The following is a 14,859-nucleotide window of genomic DNA, read 5'->3' on the forward strand; positions in this document are numbered from 1 at the left end:
AAAGTTAGTTTGTCTAGCATCTAAAAATAAAAATTGACGTTTCACGTTGTTTGTTTCGTTTAGTTTTCAAAGTTCAACATCGCGTTTCAGCGACTTTTATAATTTAACATTTTGCGTTAAATCTGTCAACAACTTTTTTCTTTCGTTCCTGACGACGCTTATTAATTTATCATATTAATCATTTGTTCGTCAACACTTTTTAAAAAAATGCCAAAATAATTTTATCTTGGCATGATATAAAGCTTAATAACCACTAATGCAGCAACACCGGGTAGACCTAATAAACTTGTGATTGCTGCTGTACCCAAGTTAATTGGAATATGAAAATCAAAATATGTTCCTATAACATTTACGATAAAGAGTAATGCTATTCCCAAAGTAACATGAAAAAGCGCTTTTCCTATAAAACGTAACGGCTTTGAAGAAATACCAAAAACAAGAAAAATAAAAACTAGAGTAAGAATACCAACAATAACAATTGTAGAATTCATTTTCTCCCTCCTTATGAATGACCTATACATATCTATATGTATGGGACAAGACGATAAAAAAGAACGTTTATCCTATAACTCCAGTCGGCCCATCGTGATAACTTTTACGCAGCAACATTTTCTTCATACAAACCCATCAGAATCCTCAACGATCCTTTTAAAACGAAATACCCCCTCTACTTTAACAAATAAAAAATAAAAGGTTCTGCTTTTTAAGCAGAACCTTTTACCATTGTTCCATTTTTACAGGGCGACGCTTCGCTTCTTTTAACAAGAAGAAATATTTCGCCTCCGCTATTTTCAAAGAACAAATTACATCTGGAGACGGCTCAACACTTTGTTCAACCATTCTCTTTTGACGTAACCATTCATTCTTTACTTTTTCTAATAGTACAATTAACTTATCGTCATACTCTTTACGCAATTTACCCTTTTTTTGAAAGAACATTTTTGTTTCTCCTCTTATACTTCTCTGCGGCCTTCTAGCGCTTTTGACAGAGTTACTTCATCTGCATATTCTAAATCTCCACCAACTGGTAGACCATGTGCAATACGAGTTACTTTAATACCTGTCGGCTTTAAGAGGCGGGATATATACATCGCTGTAGCTTCCCCTTCAATGTTAGGGTTTGTTGCCAATATCACTTCTTGTACCGTTTCATCGTGCAGTCGCTTTAAGAGTTGCGGGATATTAATGTCTTCCGGTCCAATTCCCTCCATCGGGGAAATCGCACCACGTAACACATGATATACACCTTGATACTCTTTCATTTTTTCCATCGCGATCACATCTTTCGGTTCTTGCACGACACAGACAACCGTTTGATCTCGATGTGAATCATCACAAATATAACAAGGATCACGGTCAGTAATATGTCCGCATACAGAACAATACGCTAGATCTCGCTTCGCATTCACAAGTGCTTTCGCAAAACCTAACACATCGTCTTCTTTCATATCTAATACGAAAAATGCCAATCGAACCGCTGTTTTCGGTCCGATTCCTGGCAATTTCATAAAACTATCGATTAATTTTGATATTGGTTCTGGATAATGCATATATCAATATCCTCCTAGAACATTCCACCTGGTAAGTTTAAGCCTTTTGTAAATTTACCCATTGTAGAATTTGAAAGTTCATCAACCTTTTTAAGTGCATCGTTCGTTGCAGCTAGCACTAGATCTTGTAACATTTCGATATCTTCTGGATCTACAACTTCTTCTTTAATTTTCACTTCAAGAACTTGCTTATGGCCATTTGCAATTACAGAAACCATTCCACCGCCAGCTGTACCTTCAACCGTTTTTTCACCAAGCTCTTCCTGTGCTTTTGCCATGTCTTTTTGCATCTTTTGCATTTGTTTCATCATGTTATTCATATTTCCCATTCCGCCACGCATCATATTTAATTCCTCCTAATAATAGTTATTCTTTTATTTCAATAAGTTCTTGCCCTACTAATTTTACTGCTTCTTCTATGAGAGGATCTTCTTTTTGCTCTGGGCTTTCTTCAGAATCCCCGCCTTCGCGTTGTAAAAAGTCCTCACGAATTTTACCCCATTCACTTTTCGGGATAGCAATCATATTTAACTTTTTACTTAGCAATTCAAAAAGAATTTGTTCCAGCGTATCCATCGCTTCACGATTTTCACTCGCCATTTTACAATGAATCTCATATTGAAATGCTAACACATAAGTATCATCTGAAGCCGCTACTGGCTCACTATTTTCTAATAAAACAGCAAATGCCACTTTGTTATACGATTTGAGTCTTCCTAACAACTCACCCCATACGGCTTTCAATTGTTCTAATTCTTGACGCTTCGCCTGCTTCAACACTTCATTTACACGTCCAACAGGAATTTTCATACTTCCCGTTCGCATTGGTTTTGGTGTTGCACGCGTCTCTCTTACTTCAGGTTGCACGCCAGCTGGTACACCATTCTTTTTAACTTGTTCTAATTCTTTCTCCAGTTGCTGCATTCTGTTCATAACCGCTTGTAAACGATCTGCACCGTTTGCTTGCATCATAAACTGCTGACACAGTTGTACCATCACAACTTCTAAGAAAATTCGTGGATGGTTTGTCCACTTCATCTCTTGTTGCCCTTTACTAAGACTATGAATAATCTCATAGATTACTTCCGGCTGCATTTCTTCACTTAACATGCGGAATTGATCATCTACAATTACTCGTTCCAACATATGTTCTAGTTGTGGTGAAGTTTGATATAAAAGCATATCACGATAATAGTAAATGAAATCTTCCATAAATCGAACTGGATCCTTCCCTTTACTCATCATCTCATCTATGATACGTAATGCTCTTGATACATCATTTTCACGTATACATTCTACTAGGTTACCTAAATATTGCTGAGAAACAGAGCCTGTTACAGCTAAAACATCTTCTGTCGTAACTGCATCATCACTATAAGATATAGCCTGATCAATAAGGCTAAGTGCATCACGCATACCACCCTCGGCAGCACGAGCAACAATTTGTAGTGCTTCCTCTTCTACTTGCGTACCCTCATTTGTCACAACCGTCGATAATCTCTCAACAATATCATTTACTGATATTTTTCGGAATTCAAATCTCTGACATCTCGAAATAATCGTAGGTGGAATCTTATGTGGTTCTGTTGTCGCTAAAATAAAGATAACATGTCCTGGTGGCTCTTCTAAAGTTTTTAGAAGAGCATTAAAGGCACCCATAGAAAGCATGTGAACCTCATCGATAATGTATACTTTATATTCTACAGCACTTGGAGCATATTTTACTTTATCTCTTATATCTCGAATTTCATCTACACCGTTATTTGAAGCCGCATCAATTTCTAATACATCTGAAATAGATCCTTGTGTAATTCCTAAACAAGAAGGACATTCATTACAAGGTTCAGCTACCGGAGCATGTTCACAGTTAATTGCTTTTGCAAATACTTTTGCAATCGTCGTTTTTCCTGTTCCCCTCGGACCAGAAAATAAATAAGCATGTGAAACTTTCTCTTGAAGAAGGGCATTTTGCAACGTTTTTGTTACGTGCTTTTGACCGACTACATCTTCGAACTTTTGCGGTCTCCATGTTCGGTATAACGCTTGGTATGACACGAAAATACGGCCTCCCTCAAAGGTTATTATCTTATATATTATAACCCATTCTGTTTATAGATTCCAAAAGTTATTTTCCATACAAAAAACCCACCTTGTATCAAGGTGAGTTTTGTATACATATATAACTGCCGTGCACCTTCTGTCGATTACGTACCATAAGCGTTACTCAAGCAGTTAGCTCGGTTCAGGCACTCCTGCGGCACACGAGAAAACCCGCTTATTGCTGCTTCCTTCCGGACCTGACAAGGTTCACGGGGTCCCGTTGCGCAGGACCCAAACGTCAACACCACTTACTTAAGGCAGACCTTACAGCAACATAACCTCGAGAAGGGATTCGGCCTCGCTAGAGCGGATTGCGAGTATAGGGCACCGCTACCTCCCCGCTTAGCACGGCAAAGTTAAAACCAATATTCGGTTGCCTTCATTAAAGGCATTATCAGTATAACTTGTTTTTTTATAAAATGCAAATGCGTTAATTCTCGTTACTTTTCTCTAATTTTTTTATCGCTTTTCTTTTTTTACGAAGCTCTCTAAAAAAGTTTGTTAGCAACGTACCGCACTCTTCTTCTAATACACCAGTGACTACTTCACATTGATGATTAAAGCGTTCATCTGTTAAAAGATTCATTAATGTTCCTGCACATCCGCCCTTCGGATCACTTGCACCATATACAACTCGCTTCACTCGTGATAAAACAATTCCACCCGCACACATTGGACAGGGCTCTAAGGTTACATATAACGTTGCATCTTCTAAACGCCATGTCCCTAGCTTTTTGCAAGCTTCATCAATCGCTAACAACTCGGCATGAGCGATTGATCGTTGCTCAGTTTCCCTTAAATTATGAGCGACACTAATTACCTCACCATCTAACACTATGACTGCACCAATTGGTACTTCTTGTATTTCCTCTGCCTTTTTAGCCTCTTCTATCGCTAGTTGCATAAAATAAATATCTTGATCTTGTTCCATAACCTAGTCCTTTCATCACAAATAAAATAAACCTTTTTCCATTTACTACACGTGGGATAACTTTTATAAATTCAATCCACCCTAAAAGAAAAAGAGAGGGGATTACATATGAAAAACACTGCTTTGCTCATTATTGATATGATTAATGACTTTCAATTTTCCCACGGGCCCATCCTGGCAAAAAAATGCGAAACTATAACAAATCCTATTTTACAATTAAAGAAAAAAATGAAAGCCTTCGGCTATCCCATAATTTATGTTAATGACCATTATCAACTTTGGAGATCTGATATTGACCAACTGATTACTCATTGTACAAATGAGTATAGTGAAAATATAATTCATAAGATTGCTCCACATTCTGATGATTACATTTTTATTAAACCACATTACTCTGCTTTTTATGAAACGCCTTTGAATTCTTTATTGGGCTATTTAAAAATAGAAAATCTGATATTAACAGGAGTTGCCGGAAATATATGTATCCTATTTACTGCTAACGATGCTCATATGAGAAATTATACACTGTATGTACCACAGGATTGCATTGCCTCTAACAATGATCAGGACAATCTGCATGCTTTAAAAATAATGGAAGCTACATTGAAAGCAAATATAATACCGTCATCTCAAATAAAAATTAATTAATACATATATCTATTTTCTAACTTTTTATATCAAATTAACCCGCTCGCTTCCCTCTTGTGCTACAATAATTCTGTTTTGTGTTTTTAGTAGTCACGGTAAATCACTGATTGAAAGGAGGAAACAGCGTGACCGGAGTACCATTTATCACGGTTGAAGGACCAATTGGTGTTGGAAAAACTTCACTTGCGAAGGAAATTTCAACTCACATGCAACTCCACTTACTAAAAGAGATTGTTGATGAAAACCCTTTTTTAGGAAAGTTCTATGAAGACATCGACGAATGGAGTTTTCAAACAGAGATGTTCTTTCTTTGTAATAGATACAAACAACTAGAAGACATTAACATAAAGTATTTGAATCAAAGGAAGCCAGTAGTAGCAGATTATCATATATTTAAAAATTTAATTTTCGCATCCCGTACATTAAAAGATTCTCAATATGACAAATACATGCAAATCTATCGTATCCTTACACAAGATATGCCTGTACCAAATGTCATCGTTTATTTAACAGCTAGCCTGGAAACATTACAAAAACGAATCGCAATGCGCGGAAGAGAATTCGAAAAAAATATGGATCCAAATTACTTACTACAGCTCACAAAAGATTACGAAACAGCAATGGATACTTTTAAAAAGGACCATCCAGATATCCCAGTGTTGAAATTTAACGGAGATGATATGGATTTTGTACAAAATCCCGATGATTTAAACGTCATCCTATCCGCCCTTCAAAATACTCTCTTAAAGGAGTCGAAATAATAATGAATTTAAGGCAAAAATATGATATACCGAATGATGCAGTAATTACTATCGCTGGAACAGTAGGTGTCGGAAAATCAACTATGACAACTGCACTAGCTAACGCTTTAGGTTATCGCACATCATTTGAAAAAGTAGATTCTAATCCATATTTGGACAAGTTCTATGCCGATTTCACACGCTGGAGCTTCCACTTGCAAGTATACTTCTTAGCAGAACGATTTAAAGAACAAAAGAGAATTTTTGAATACGGTGGTGGTTTTGTTCAAGACCGTTCTATCTATGAAGACACTGGAATTTTCGCAAAGATGCATCATGAAAAAGGTACAATGACGGAAACTGATTATGAAACATACAAAGGTTTATTTGATGCTATGGTCATGACTCCTTACTTCCCTCATCCAGACTTATTAATTTACTTAGAAGGTTCTTTCGATGATATTGTAGACCGTATTCAAGAACGCGGACGCCCGATGGAGCAGCAAACACCAATTGAGTATTGGAAAGAGATGCACGGACGTTACGAAAACTGGATTAACAACTTCAATTCATGCCCTGTTTTACGATTAAACATTAATGAATACGATATTTTAAAAGATGGCGATTCAATCGAACCAATCATTAAAAAAATTGGCCATTTCTTAAAACAAACACGTAAACTTGTAAAATAAAAAACCCGTGCATATGCACGGGTTTTCCTATTAAATTACTTCTTCTTTGTTGGAGCAATAATTTCACTCTCAGGTTTTCCAGCGTTAATACGCTGACGAACAGTACTTGTACTAATGTCATATGTTTCAGCAATCTCTTTAACAGTCATTTCTTTCCCGTTAATCACTGCCGTTAATACTTTACCTGTACGTTTTGGAGCTGCTTCTTTCTTTACAGCTGGTTTTTCAACCTTTTTTGGCGCCTCTACTTTTGTCGTAGCTTGCTTTACATCACAAGTACAACCACAAAGTTTACGGAATGTATCATCGCTTATAATGCGCGATACATTTGCACCACTGTTTAAAATTCTATTGTTCTTACAGACAGGACATTGTACATAATATAAAGTTTTTCCATCTAAAGGAAACGTTTGTATAATAAGATCCATGTTGACTCCTTTCATATCTATGAAGATAATCATCGGAATATGAGTGTGTAATAAGGACAAAATCGCCTTACACCATACTTTATGATTGGTTTTAAAATAAAAACTCGTTACGTGTTGGTAACGAGTTCTCCAATCTCCACTTATATGCGCTGTTGTCAATTATATCTGGAGGAGGTAGAGGGATTCGAACCCCCGCGCGACTCTCGCCGCCTGTCGGTTTTCAAGACCGATCCCTTCAGCCAGACTTGGGTATACCTCCATATTGACATCAAATATAATATCAAAAGAAAAACAGTTAGTCAACCCTACTAAAATAAATTATGAGGAAAGGAAAATTTTACTTTCCCCCTCCTACATTACAGTACTGACAACGCTCATAATTACCAATCACTCATACCGATGAATGTTTAAATTTACTTAATAACTGTTTTTCCTCCCATATAAGGGCGAAGAACTTCTGGAATTATAATTGTACCATCTTCTTGTTGGTAGTTCTCTAAAATAGCTGCAACCGTACGTCCAATTGCAAGACCAGATCCATTTAATGTATGAACATGTTCTGGTTTTCCGTTTGGCTCACGGCGGAAACGGATATTTGCACGTCTCGCTTGGAAAGCTTCAAAATTACTACAAGAAGAAATTTCACGATATGTGCCATAGCTTGGAATCCATACTTCAATATCGTATTTCTTCGCTGCTGTAAATCCTAAATCGCCTGTGCACATGCTCATAACGCGATATGGCAACTCTAATAATTGTAACACGCGTTCTGCATCATTTGTTAATTTTTCTAACTCTTCATAAGAATCTTCTGGTTTTACGAACTTCACAAGCTCTACTTTATTGAACTGATGTTGACGAATTAAACCACGTGTATCGCGACCAGCTGAACCTGCTTCAGAACGGAAGCAAGAGCTAAATGCAGCATATCTTATAGGCAATTGCTCTTTATTTAAAATCTCATCACGATGCATATTCGTTACAGGTACTTCTGCTGTTGGAATTAAGAAGTAATCTTCACTTTCAATACGGAATGCATCTTCTTCAAACTTCGGAAGTTGTCCTGTTCCTGTCATACTTGCACGGTTTACCATATACGGAGGTAACACTTCTTCATATCCATGCTCGTCAGTATGAAGATCAAGCATAAAACTAATTAAAGCACGCTCTAATCTTGCGCCTGCACCTTTGTAAAATACGAAGCGGCTTCCTGTGACTTTCCCAGCACGCTCAAAATCTAAAACTCCTAAATCTGTAGCAAGATCCCAATGTGGTTTTGGTTCAAAAGCAAATTCCTTCACTTCTCCCCAAGTACGCGCTACTACATTATCATCCTCTGTTTCACCAACTGGAGCAGATTCATGAGGAATATTTGGAATAGATAACATTAATCTTTCTAAGTCTTCTTCAACTGTACGAAGTTCATTATCAAGATCTTTTACTTTTTCTCCAACTTCACGCATTTCTAAAATTAAAGCTTCTGCATCTTTCTTTTCACGCTTTAATACTGAAATTTGTTGAGACACTTCGTTACGTTTACTTTTTAGTTCTTCTGTTTGAACAAGTAATTCTCTTCTTCTCGTATCAAGCTCTTCAAAACGACCAAACTCCGTTAAATCTTCGCCTCTATGCTGCAATTTTGCTTTTACTTCTTCAAAGTTCGTACGTAATAATTTAATATCAAGCATTATATACTCCTCCTTTTATTTTATAAAACACAAAAAACTCCCGTCCCTATACAAAGGGACGGGAGTTAACCCGCGTTGCCACCCTAGTTGAAAGCATTACTACTTTCCTCTCAAGTAGAAATAACGGCTCTTCACCGGGAATGTTTACTAATCATAAAGATATTCCACATTCCATTCCAGGATGGATTCACAAACTGTTTCTATCGATTTCCACCAACCATCGACTCTCTATAAGAAACGACATTTGTTACTACTTCCTATCAACACGCTTATTTTATAAAATTGTTACCATCAATTTACTATAATCTTATACAAGTTGCAAGTTACTTACACAACTTTTTTCATTTTAGCTTCTTTTACCATTTCGACAAAGTATGCTGTCACACGATGATCATCCGTTAATTCTGGATGGAATGAAGCAGCTAAAAACTGATCTTGTCTTACCGCTACCATTCGATCGCCGTGCTTAGAAAGTACTTCAACGTTATCAGCAACATCTACAACATACGGAGCACGGATAAATACACCAATAAAGTCTTCCCCCACACCTTTCATTGAAAGTGCGGCTTCAAAACTATCTTTTTGGCGTCCAAACGCATTGCGTTCAACTGTAATATCCATAGCACCAATATGTGCTTCTTCATAGCCAATAAGTGTTTTCGCAAGAAGAATCATACCTGCACATGTACCAAACATTGGTTTACCAGACTTCGCAAATGTACGAAGTGGTTCCATGAAAGCATACTTATCAATAAGACGACGCATTGTTGTACTTTCACCGCCTGGTAAAATAAGACCATCAATCTCTTCAAGTTGCTCTATACGCTTTACAACAACAGCTTCTGCACCACTTGCTTCAACTGATTTTACATGCTCACGAACTGCACCTTGAAGACCTAGTACACCGATTTTCACCATTTTAAAGTTCTCCTTCAATTACCATCCACGCTCTTGCATGCGTTGTTCTGGTAATAACGTTGAAATTTCGACACCTTTCATTGCATTACCCAATCCTTTAGAAAGGCTTGCAATTAGTTCGTAATCTTCATAATGAGTCGTCGCTTCAACGATTGCACGTGCAAATTTCTCTGGGTTCTCTGATTTGAAGATACCAGATCCAACAAATACACCATCAGCACCAAGTTGCATCATTAACGCTGCATCTGCTGGTGTTGCTACACCACCTGCTGCAAAGTTTACAACTGGCAAGCGACCAAGGCGTTTAATTTCAAGTAGTACTTCATAAGGAGCACCAGTATTTTTTGCATATGTCATTAACTCATCTTCACGTAGACTTGCAACTTGACGGATTTCTGCATTGACTTGGCGCATATGACGCACTGCCTCTACAATGTTTCCTGTTCCTGGCTCACCTTTTGTACGAAGCATAGATGCACCTTCTGCAATACGACGTGCAGCTTCTCCGATATCACGGCAACCACATACAAACGGAACTGTGTAATCACGTTTATTTAAATGGTATACTTCATCAGCAGGAGTTAATACTTCACTCTCATCGATATAGTCTACCCCTAATGATTCTAATACACGTGCTTCTACAAGATGACCGATACGGCATTTTGCCATAACCGGAATTGACACCGCACCCATAACTTCTTCAACAATCGTTGGGTCTGCCATACGAGAAACGCCACCTGCTGCACGAATATCTGCTGGTACACGCTCTAATGCCATAACGGCAACTGCGCCTGCTTCTTCTGCAATCCTTGCTTGTTCAGCGTTAACTACGTCCATAATAACGCCGCCTTTTTGCATTTCTGCCATTCCACGTTTTACACGTTCTGTCCCTGTTACATTTGTCATGTACAAAAACCCCCCTAGGTGAATTGCTTTCCCCCGTTAAAGGCGAAAATTAAGAATACTCTTACATTCTACCATTAACTATCAGATGCTTGTCTACTACTTTTTCATAAAGTGGGTATGAAAAATGGGAATAAGAAAAAGCTCCTACAATGAGGAGCTTTTAAAACCAACCTTTTACTGTATCAACAGCACTATTCCATATACCACTAAAGAAAGAGCCGATTCCGCGCATAGAACGAGTAAACCAGTTTGCTTCTTCCACTGCTGATGTTGTTACAAGATCTACTTGTAATGACTTACCAGATAAAAATCCAGGGTCATTCGTATCTTTTGGTGTAATTACCATCTGACCAAGTGCAACACCCTTTTTAATAGGTGCTTCTTGTCCCTTACTTGCTTCTTTAAATTCTGTTTTATAAACATCTTTACTTCCTTTTGGCACTGGAAGTGAAACAACTTGTTTTGTTTGAACTGCTACATCTTTATCTTTTGCATTTCCTACTCTTACTGTTTCTTGTCCTTTTACTGAAGAATCTTTTTTATACATTTGCTTCATTTCAAAGTTAGCAAATCCATAATCATATAACTTCTTCGTTTCATCAAAACGTGCTGTATGAGAACTTGTTTTAATAACTACAGAAATAAAACGCATACCGTTTCTTTCAACCGTACCAGTGAAGCAATCACCGGCTTCTGGAGTTGATCCTGTTTTCAGGCCGTCTACGCCATCGTATTGCTTAACTAAACCTTTTAACATCCAATTCCAGTTATCCATATTAATCGGGTATTTTCCACCCTCTTGGAATACTTTTTTAGGGATTTTTGCTGTATCTAATGTTTTGGGATAATCCTTAATAAGATGTTGCGCTAAAATTGCGACGTCCCTTGCAGACATTTTATTTTCTTCATCCGGTGTTGTTCCTTCGGGATGCTGTCCTTTTAAATCTTTGTTCGTTAGGCCTGTAGAATTTACAAATTTATAATTTTTCAATCCCAACTCTTTTGCCTTATCATTCATCATCTTTACAAAATTAACTTCTTTTCCTGCCACTGCTTCACCTAGAGCAATTGTTGCTCCATTAGCGGAATAAATCGCCATCGCTTCGTATAACTCTTTTACCGTATAAGAACCACCATTTTCTAGTGGAACATTTGATAATGAACGATCCTGTGAAATCTTATGCGCATATTCAGAAACCTTAATCTTTTGATCCCACTTAAGTTTTCCTTTATCCACTGCTTCATGAACTAAATATTCACTCATCATTTTTGTCATACTAGCAATTGATAATAACTCATCTGCATTCTTTTGATATAAAATTTTCCCAGAATTCGCTTCTACTAAAATTGCCGCACCTGCTTCAATGTTTAGAGCGGCTCCTGTTTCAGCCGATGCATTGCTATATGGTAACAGCATGCTACAAGCTAGTGTAAGCACCGTTACCAAAGCCATGAATCTTTTGCAAAACATACCTTTCACTTTTGCTACCCCCAATATCTATGTACTCACATAACCGTTATTCTAACATAATCAAAAAAAAATAGACAGAGATATCAAATCTCTATCTATTTACATATAAGACATTATAATGAGTAGTTTGGAGCCTCTTTTGTAATTTGTACATGATGAGGGTGGCTTTCACGTAAACCAGCACCTGACATGCGAATGAACTGTGCATTCTCACGTAAGAATTCTAAATCCTGTGCTCCACAATATCCCATACCTGCACGTAATCCACCAACTAATTGATGAACTGTATCTGCTAAAGGTCCTTTATATGGTACGCGTCCTTCAATACCTTCTGGAACAAGTTTTTTGTTTCCTTCTTGGAAGTAACGATCTTTACTTCCTTTTTCCATCGCTCCAACAGAACCCATACCACGATATACTTTAAATTGGCGACCTTGGTAAATTTCAGTTTCTCCAGGGCTTTCAGCAACACCAGCAAACATACTACCTAGCATAACAACGTGTGCTCCTGCTGCTAAAGCTTTAACCATATCACCAGAGTACTTAACACCGCCATCAGCAATAACTGGAATACCGTGTTTACGAGCTTCTGTTGCACAATCATAAACTGCTGTTAATTGTGGTACACCAACACCAGCTACAACGCGTGTCGTACAAATAGAACCTGGTCCAATACCAACTTTAACTACGTTTGCACCAGCCTCGATTAATGCTTTCGTTGCTTCAGCTGTAGCAACATTTCCAGCGATAATATTTAGTGCTGGATATTTCGCACGAACTTCTTTTACCTTTTCAATAACACCTTTAGAATGCCCATGAGCTGTATCAAGTACAATTGCATCTACGCTAGCTTTTACTAATGCATCGATACGAAGCATAGCATCAGCCGTTACACCAACAGCCGCTCCAACTAATAAGCGTCCTTGCTTATCTTTAGCAGAGTTTGGGAATTCAATTACTTTTTCAATATCTTTTATTGTAATAAGCCCTTGTAATACACCGTTATTATCAACAAGAGGGAGCTTTTCAATTTTATACTTTTGTAGGATCTTTTCAGCTTCTTCCAGTGTAGTACCAACTGGAGCTGTAATTAACTGTTCTTTTGTCATTACGTCAGAAATTTTGATTGAGTAGTCTTGGATGAAACGCATATCACGGTTGGTAATAATACCAACTAATTTTCGCTCATCTAAATTATTTACAACTGGTACACCTGAGATACGATATTTTCCCATAAGATGTTCTGCATCATATACTTGATGTTCTGGAGTTAAGAAGAAAGGATCTGAAATAACGCCGCTTTCAGAGCGCTTTACTTTATCAACTTGCTCTGCCTGTTGCTCAATAGACATATTCTTATGAATAATTCCTAAACCGCCTTGGCGAGCCATTGCAATAGCCATGTCAGCTTCTGTTACTGTATCCATTCCTGCACTAATTAACGGGATGTTTAGCTGTAAGCTTTCAGATAAAACTGTTTTAACACTTACTTCTCTTGGTAATATATCTGACCTCGCTGGTACAAGTAATACATCATCAAAAGTCAAACCTTCTTTAACAAATTTAGATTCCCACATAATTGTTCCCCCCATGATACCAGAAATTATTATTAGTAGCTTATCAATTGGTTAAAATACTGTCAAGGACGTATATATATGTTAGAATTTTTAGACAATAAAAGGAGCGTAATATATGCATCAAACACATTGTACTTGGCAGCAATTAAGTTTCTTTTTTTCATCTCAAAATGTACAACGTTATCTTGCCCGTTGTTATGAAAAATCCTCCATACAAGATGCTGAAAAAAAAAGTTTTGAAAACTGTTATCCCTTTATTTACTACTTAGAACACGGGAAAAATTATTACGAATTATATAAGGCGGCCCCTTTTTCGATTCAACCAATGTTGTTATTTTATGGAATTAGCCAACTATTTAAAGCTTGCTTGTTAACTATTGATCCTAACTACCCAGAATCAACTACTGTTTTAGCTCATGGCGTTACAACTCGTAAACGAAAAAAACAGGGGTATCAATTTTTAGAAGATGAGGTGAAAATACAGAAAAACGGATTATTTACTCACGTTGCAGAACAACTGTTTCACATGAAACACTTAGAAGCGGAGAAGTTTAATATGTTAGAGCTGATGGGGAATATTCCTGAATTACAAAATTTGTTTCGTTATAGTCAAAAAGTATCAACTTTATATAAGATCGATTCAACAAATAAAAATGAGCTCTCCTTTTCAGTCAATATATTAGATCGATTACATATGACTAAAGAGCGATTTTCTCGTTACATCGAAACAACTTGTAAACATTTATCGATACAACACGTAGCTGAGAAAAATAGTGAATCGAATGTGTTTTTTTCGGCGCCTATTCAATCGTGGAATCCTATGTATAGTACTCCTTTATACTATGAGTACCTTACTAATACTTATTACTTACCACTTACGACTAATCCTAGAAATTCTAAACCCATTTTACCTGAGCTCCTCGTTCATTACTTATTGCTCTATAATTTAAGCATGATTTCTAGGTATGAAACTGATTGGTGGTATGACTTACTTGGTAGTTATGGATCTGAAGATTATCCATTTATTTATCAATTCCTTAATATTTCTGCCCAAAAAATACCTTACTATATTTCAGTATTTTTACTATCAGAATCTAATCTATTTCATGGGAAATAAAAAAACACGAGTCAAAGACTCGTGTTTTAGTTGCTTGGCGACGTCCTACTCTCACAGGGACAAGGTCCCAACTACCATCGGCGCTAGAGAGCT

Annotated in this window: 16 protein-coding genes, 1 tRNA gene, 1 other RNA gene and 1 other annotated feature; of the genes, 4 read left to right on the forward strand and 14 right to left on the reverse strand. The window is 37.1% G+C overall.

Annotated elements, in window-relative coordinates:
* Positions 1 to 221 precede the first annotated feature (221 nt).
* The 7 genes from JDS98_RS29315 to tadA form a co-directional block, all read right to left on the reverse strand.
* Positions 222 to 491 carry a pro-sigmaK processing inhibitor BofA family protein gene (locus JDS98_RS29315; protein ID WP_199634617.1) on the reverse strand — a complete coding sequence of 90 codons (270 nt, stop codon included), beginning with the start codon at positions 489 to 491 and terminating at the stop codon, positions 222 to 224.
* A gap of 226 nt (positions 492 to 717) precedes the next feature.
* Positions 718 to 939 (reverse strand): YaaL family protein, encoded by a 222-nt coding sequence (locus JDS98_RS29320; protein ID WP_000466018.1) that lies wholly within the window; start codon positions 937 to 939, stop codon positions 718 to 720.
* A gap of 14 nt (positions 940 to 953) precedes the next feature.
* Positions 954 to 1,550 (reverse strand): recombination protein RecR, encoded by a 597-nt coding sequence (recR, locus tag JDS98_RS29325; RefSeq protein WP_000559167.1) that lies wholly within the window; start codon positions 1,548 to 1,550, stop codon positions 954 to 956.
* A gap of 14 nt (positions 1,551 to 1,564) precedes the next feature.
* Positions 1,565 to 1,891: a YbaB/EbfC family nucleoid-associated protein gene (locus JDS98_RS29330; RefSeq protein ID WP_170957726.1), complete on the reverse strand. Its 327-nt coding sequence runs from the start codon at positions 1,889 to 1,891 to the stop codon at positions 1,565 to 1,567.
* A gap of 25 nt (positions 1,892 to 1,916) precedes the next feature.
* Entirely contained in the window at positions 1,917 to 3,605 is a 1,689-nt protein-coding gene (gene dnaX / locus JDS98_RS29335) for a DNA polymerase III subunit gamma/tau (protein ID WP_000121584.1), read from the reverse strand.
* Positions 3,606 to 3,736: 131 nt separating this feature from the next.
* Positions 3,737 to 4,001: signal recognition particle sRNA large type (gene ffs / locus JDS98_RS29340), an RNA gene on the reverse strand.
* Positions 4,002 to 4,080: 79 nt separating this feature from the next.
* The gene (gene tadA, locus JDS98_RS29345; RefSeq protein WP_000434333.1) at positions 4,081 to 4,581 is read right to left on the reverse strand and encodes a tRNA adenosine(34) deaminase TadA; all 501 of its coding nucleotides are present in this window, start codon (positions 4,579 to 4,581) and stop codon (positions 4,081 to 4,083) included.
* Between the two features lie 108 nt (positions 4,582 to 4,689).
* On the opposite strand from tadA, the gene JDS98_RS29350 reads away from it, so the two are divergent.
* From JDS98_RS29350 to JDS98_RS29360, 3 genes are all read left to right on the forward strand, one after another.
* Complete coding sequence (locus JDS98_RS29350; RefSeq protein WP_097958877.1) at positions 4,690 to 5,229, forward strand: cysteine hydrolase family protein; 540 nt, start codon at positions 4,690 to 4,692, stop codon at positions 5,227 to 5,229.
* Positions 5,230 to 5,354: 125 nt separating this feature from the next.
* Positions 5,355 to 5,990, forward strand: coding sequence for a deoxynucleoside kinase (locus tag JDS98_RS29355; RefSeq protein WP_000148219.1), 636 nt, complete (start codon positions 5,355 to 5,357; stop codon positions 5,988 to 5,990).
* 2 nt (positions 5,991 to 5,992) lie between these two features.
* A complete protein-coding gene (locus JDS98_RS29360) occupies positions 5,993 to 6,661 on the forward strand; it encodes a deoxynucleoside kinase (protein ID WP_001053585.1) in 669 nt (222 codons plus the stop codon).
* Between the two features lie 35 nt (positions 6,662 to 6,696).
* Here the strand turns inward: JDS98_RS29360 and JDS98_RS29365 are convergent, their stop codons facing one another.
* The 7 genes from JDS98_RS29365 to guaB all read right to left on the reverse strand — a co-directional run bounded on the left by JDS98_RS29365 (position 6,697) and on the right by guaB (position 13,649).
* Positions 6,697 to 7,089, reverse strand: a complete 393-nt coding sequence (locus JDS98_RS29365; protein WP_000364197.1) for a sigma factor-like helix-turn-helix DNA-binding protein — start codon at positions 7,087 to 7,089, stop codon at positions 6,697 to 6,699.
* Positions 7,090 to 7,255: 166 nt separating this feature from the next.
* A tRNA-Ser gene (locus JDS98_RS29370) sits at positions 7,256 to 7,348 on the reverse strand.
* Positions 7,349 to 7,502: 154 nt separating this feature from the next.
* On the reverse strand, positions 7,503 to 8,777 hold the full coding sequence (serS, locus tag JDS98_RS29375; protein WP_000884202.1) for a serine--tRNA ligase: 1,275 nt from the start codon (positions 8,775 to 8,777) through the stop codon (positions 7,503 to 7,505).
* 51 nt (positions 8,778 to 8,828) lie between these two features.
* Positions 8,829 to 9,050: a binding site (T-box leader), on the reverse strand.
* Between the two features lie 54 nt (positions 9,051 to 9,104).
* Positions 9,105 to 9,695 carry a pyridoxal 5'-phosphate synthase glutaminase subunit PdxT gene (pdxT, locus tag JDS98_RS29380; protein ID WP_000238789.1) on the reverse strand — a complete coding sequence of 197 codons (591 nt, stop codon included), beginning with the start codon at positions 9,693 to 9,695 and terminating at the stop codon, positions 9,105 to 9,107.
* A gap of 18 nt (positions 9,696 to 9,713) precedes the next feature.
* Positions 9,714 to 10,601 (reverse strand): pyridoxal 5'-phosphate synthase lyase subunit PdxS, encoded by an 888-nt coding sequence (gene pdxS, locus JDS98_RS29385; RefSeq protein WP_000186168.1) that lies wholly within the window; start codon positions 10,599 to 10,601, stop codon positions 9,714 to 9,716.
* A 160-nt stretch (positions 10,602 to 10,761) separates the two neighbouring features.
* A complete protein-coding gene (locus JDS98_RS29390) occupies positions 10,762 to 12,072 on the reverse strand; it encodes a serine hydrolase (protein WP_141546120.1) in 1,311 nt (436 codons plus the stop codon).
* A gap of 113 nt (positions 12,073 to 12,185) precedes the next feature.
* Complete coding sequence (gene guaB / locus JDS98_RS29395; RefSeq protein WP_000264091.1) at positions 12,186 to 13,649, reverse strand: IMP dehydrogenase; 1,464 nt, start codon at positions 13,647 to 13,649, stop codon at positions 12,186 to 12,188.
* A 115-nt stretch (positions 13,650 to 13,764) separates the two neighbouring features.
* Between guaB and JDS98_RS29400 the strand changes: the two genes are divergently transcribed.
* Positions 13,765 to 14,766, forward strand: a complete 1,002-nt coding sequence (locus JDS98_RS29400; protein WP_000554256.1) for a YaaC family protein — start codon at positions 13,765 to 13,767, stop codon at positions 14,764 to 14,766.
* Positions 14,767 to 14,859: the final 93 nt, after the last annotated feature.

The sequence above is a fragment of the Bacillus cereus group sp. N11 genome, assembly GCF_016483605.1.
GTDB classification, from domain to species: Bacteria; Bacillota; Bacilli; order Bacillales; family Bacillaceae_G; genus Bacillus_A; species Bacillus_A toyonensis.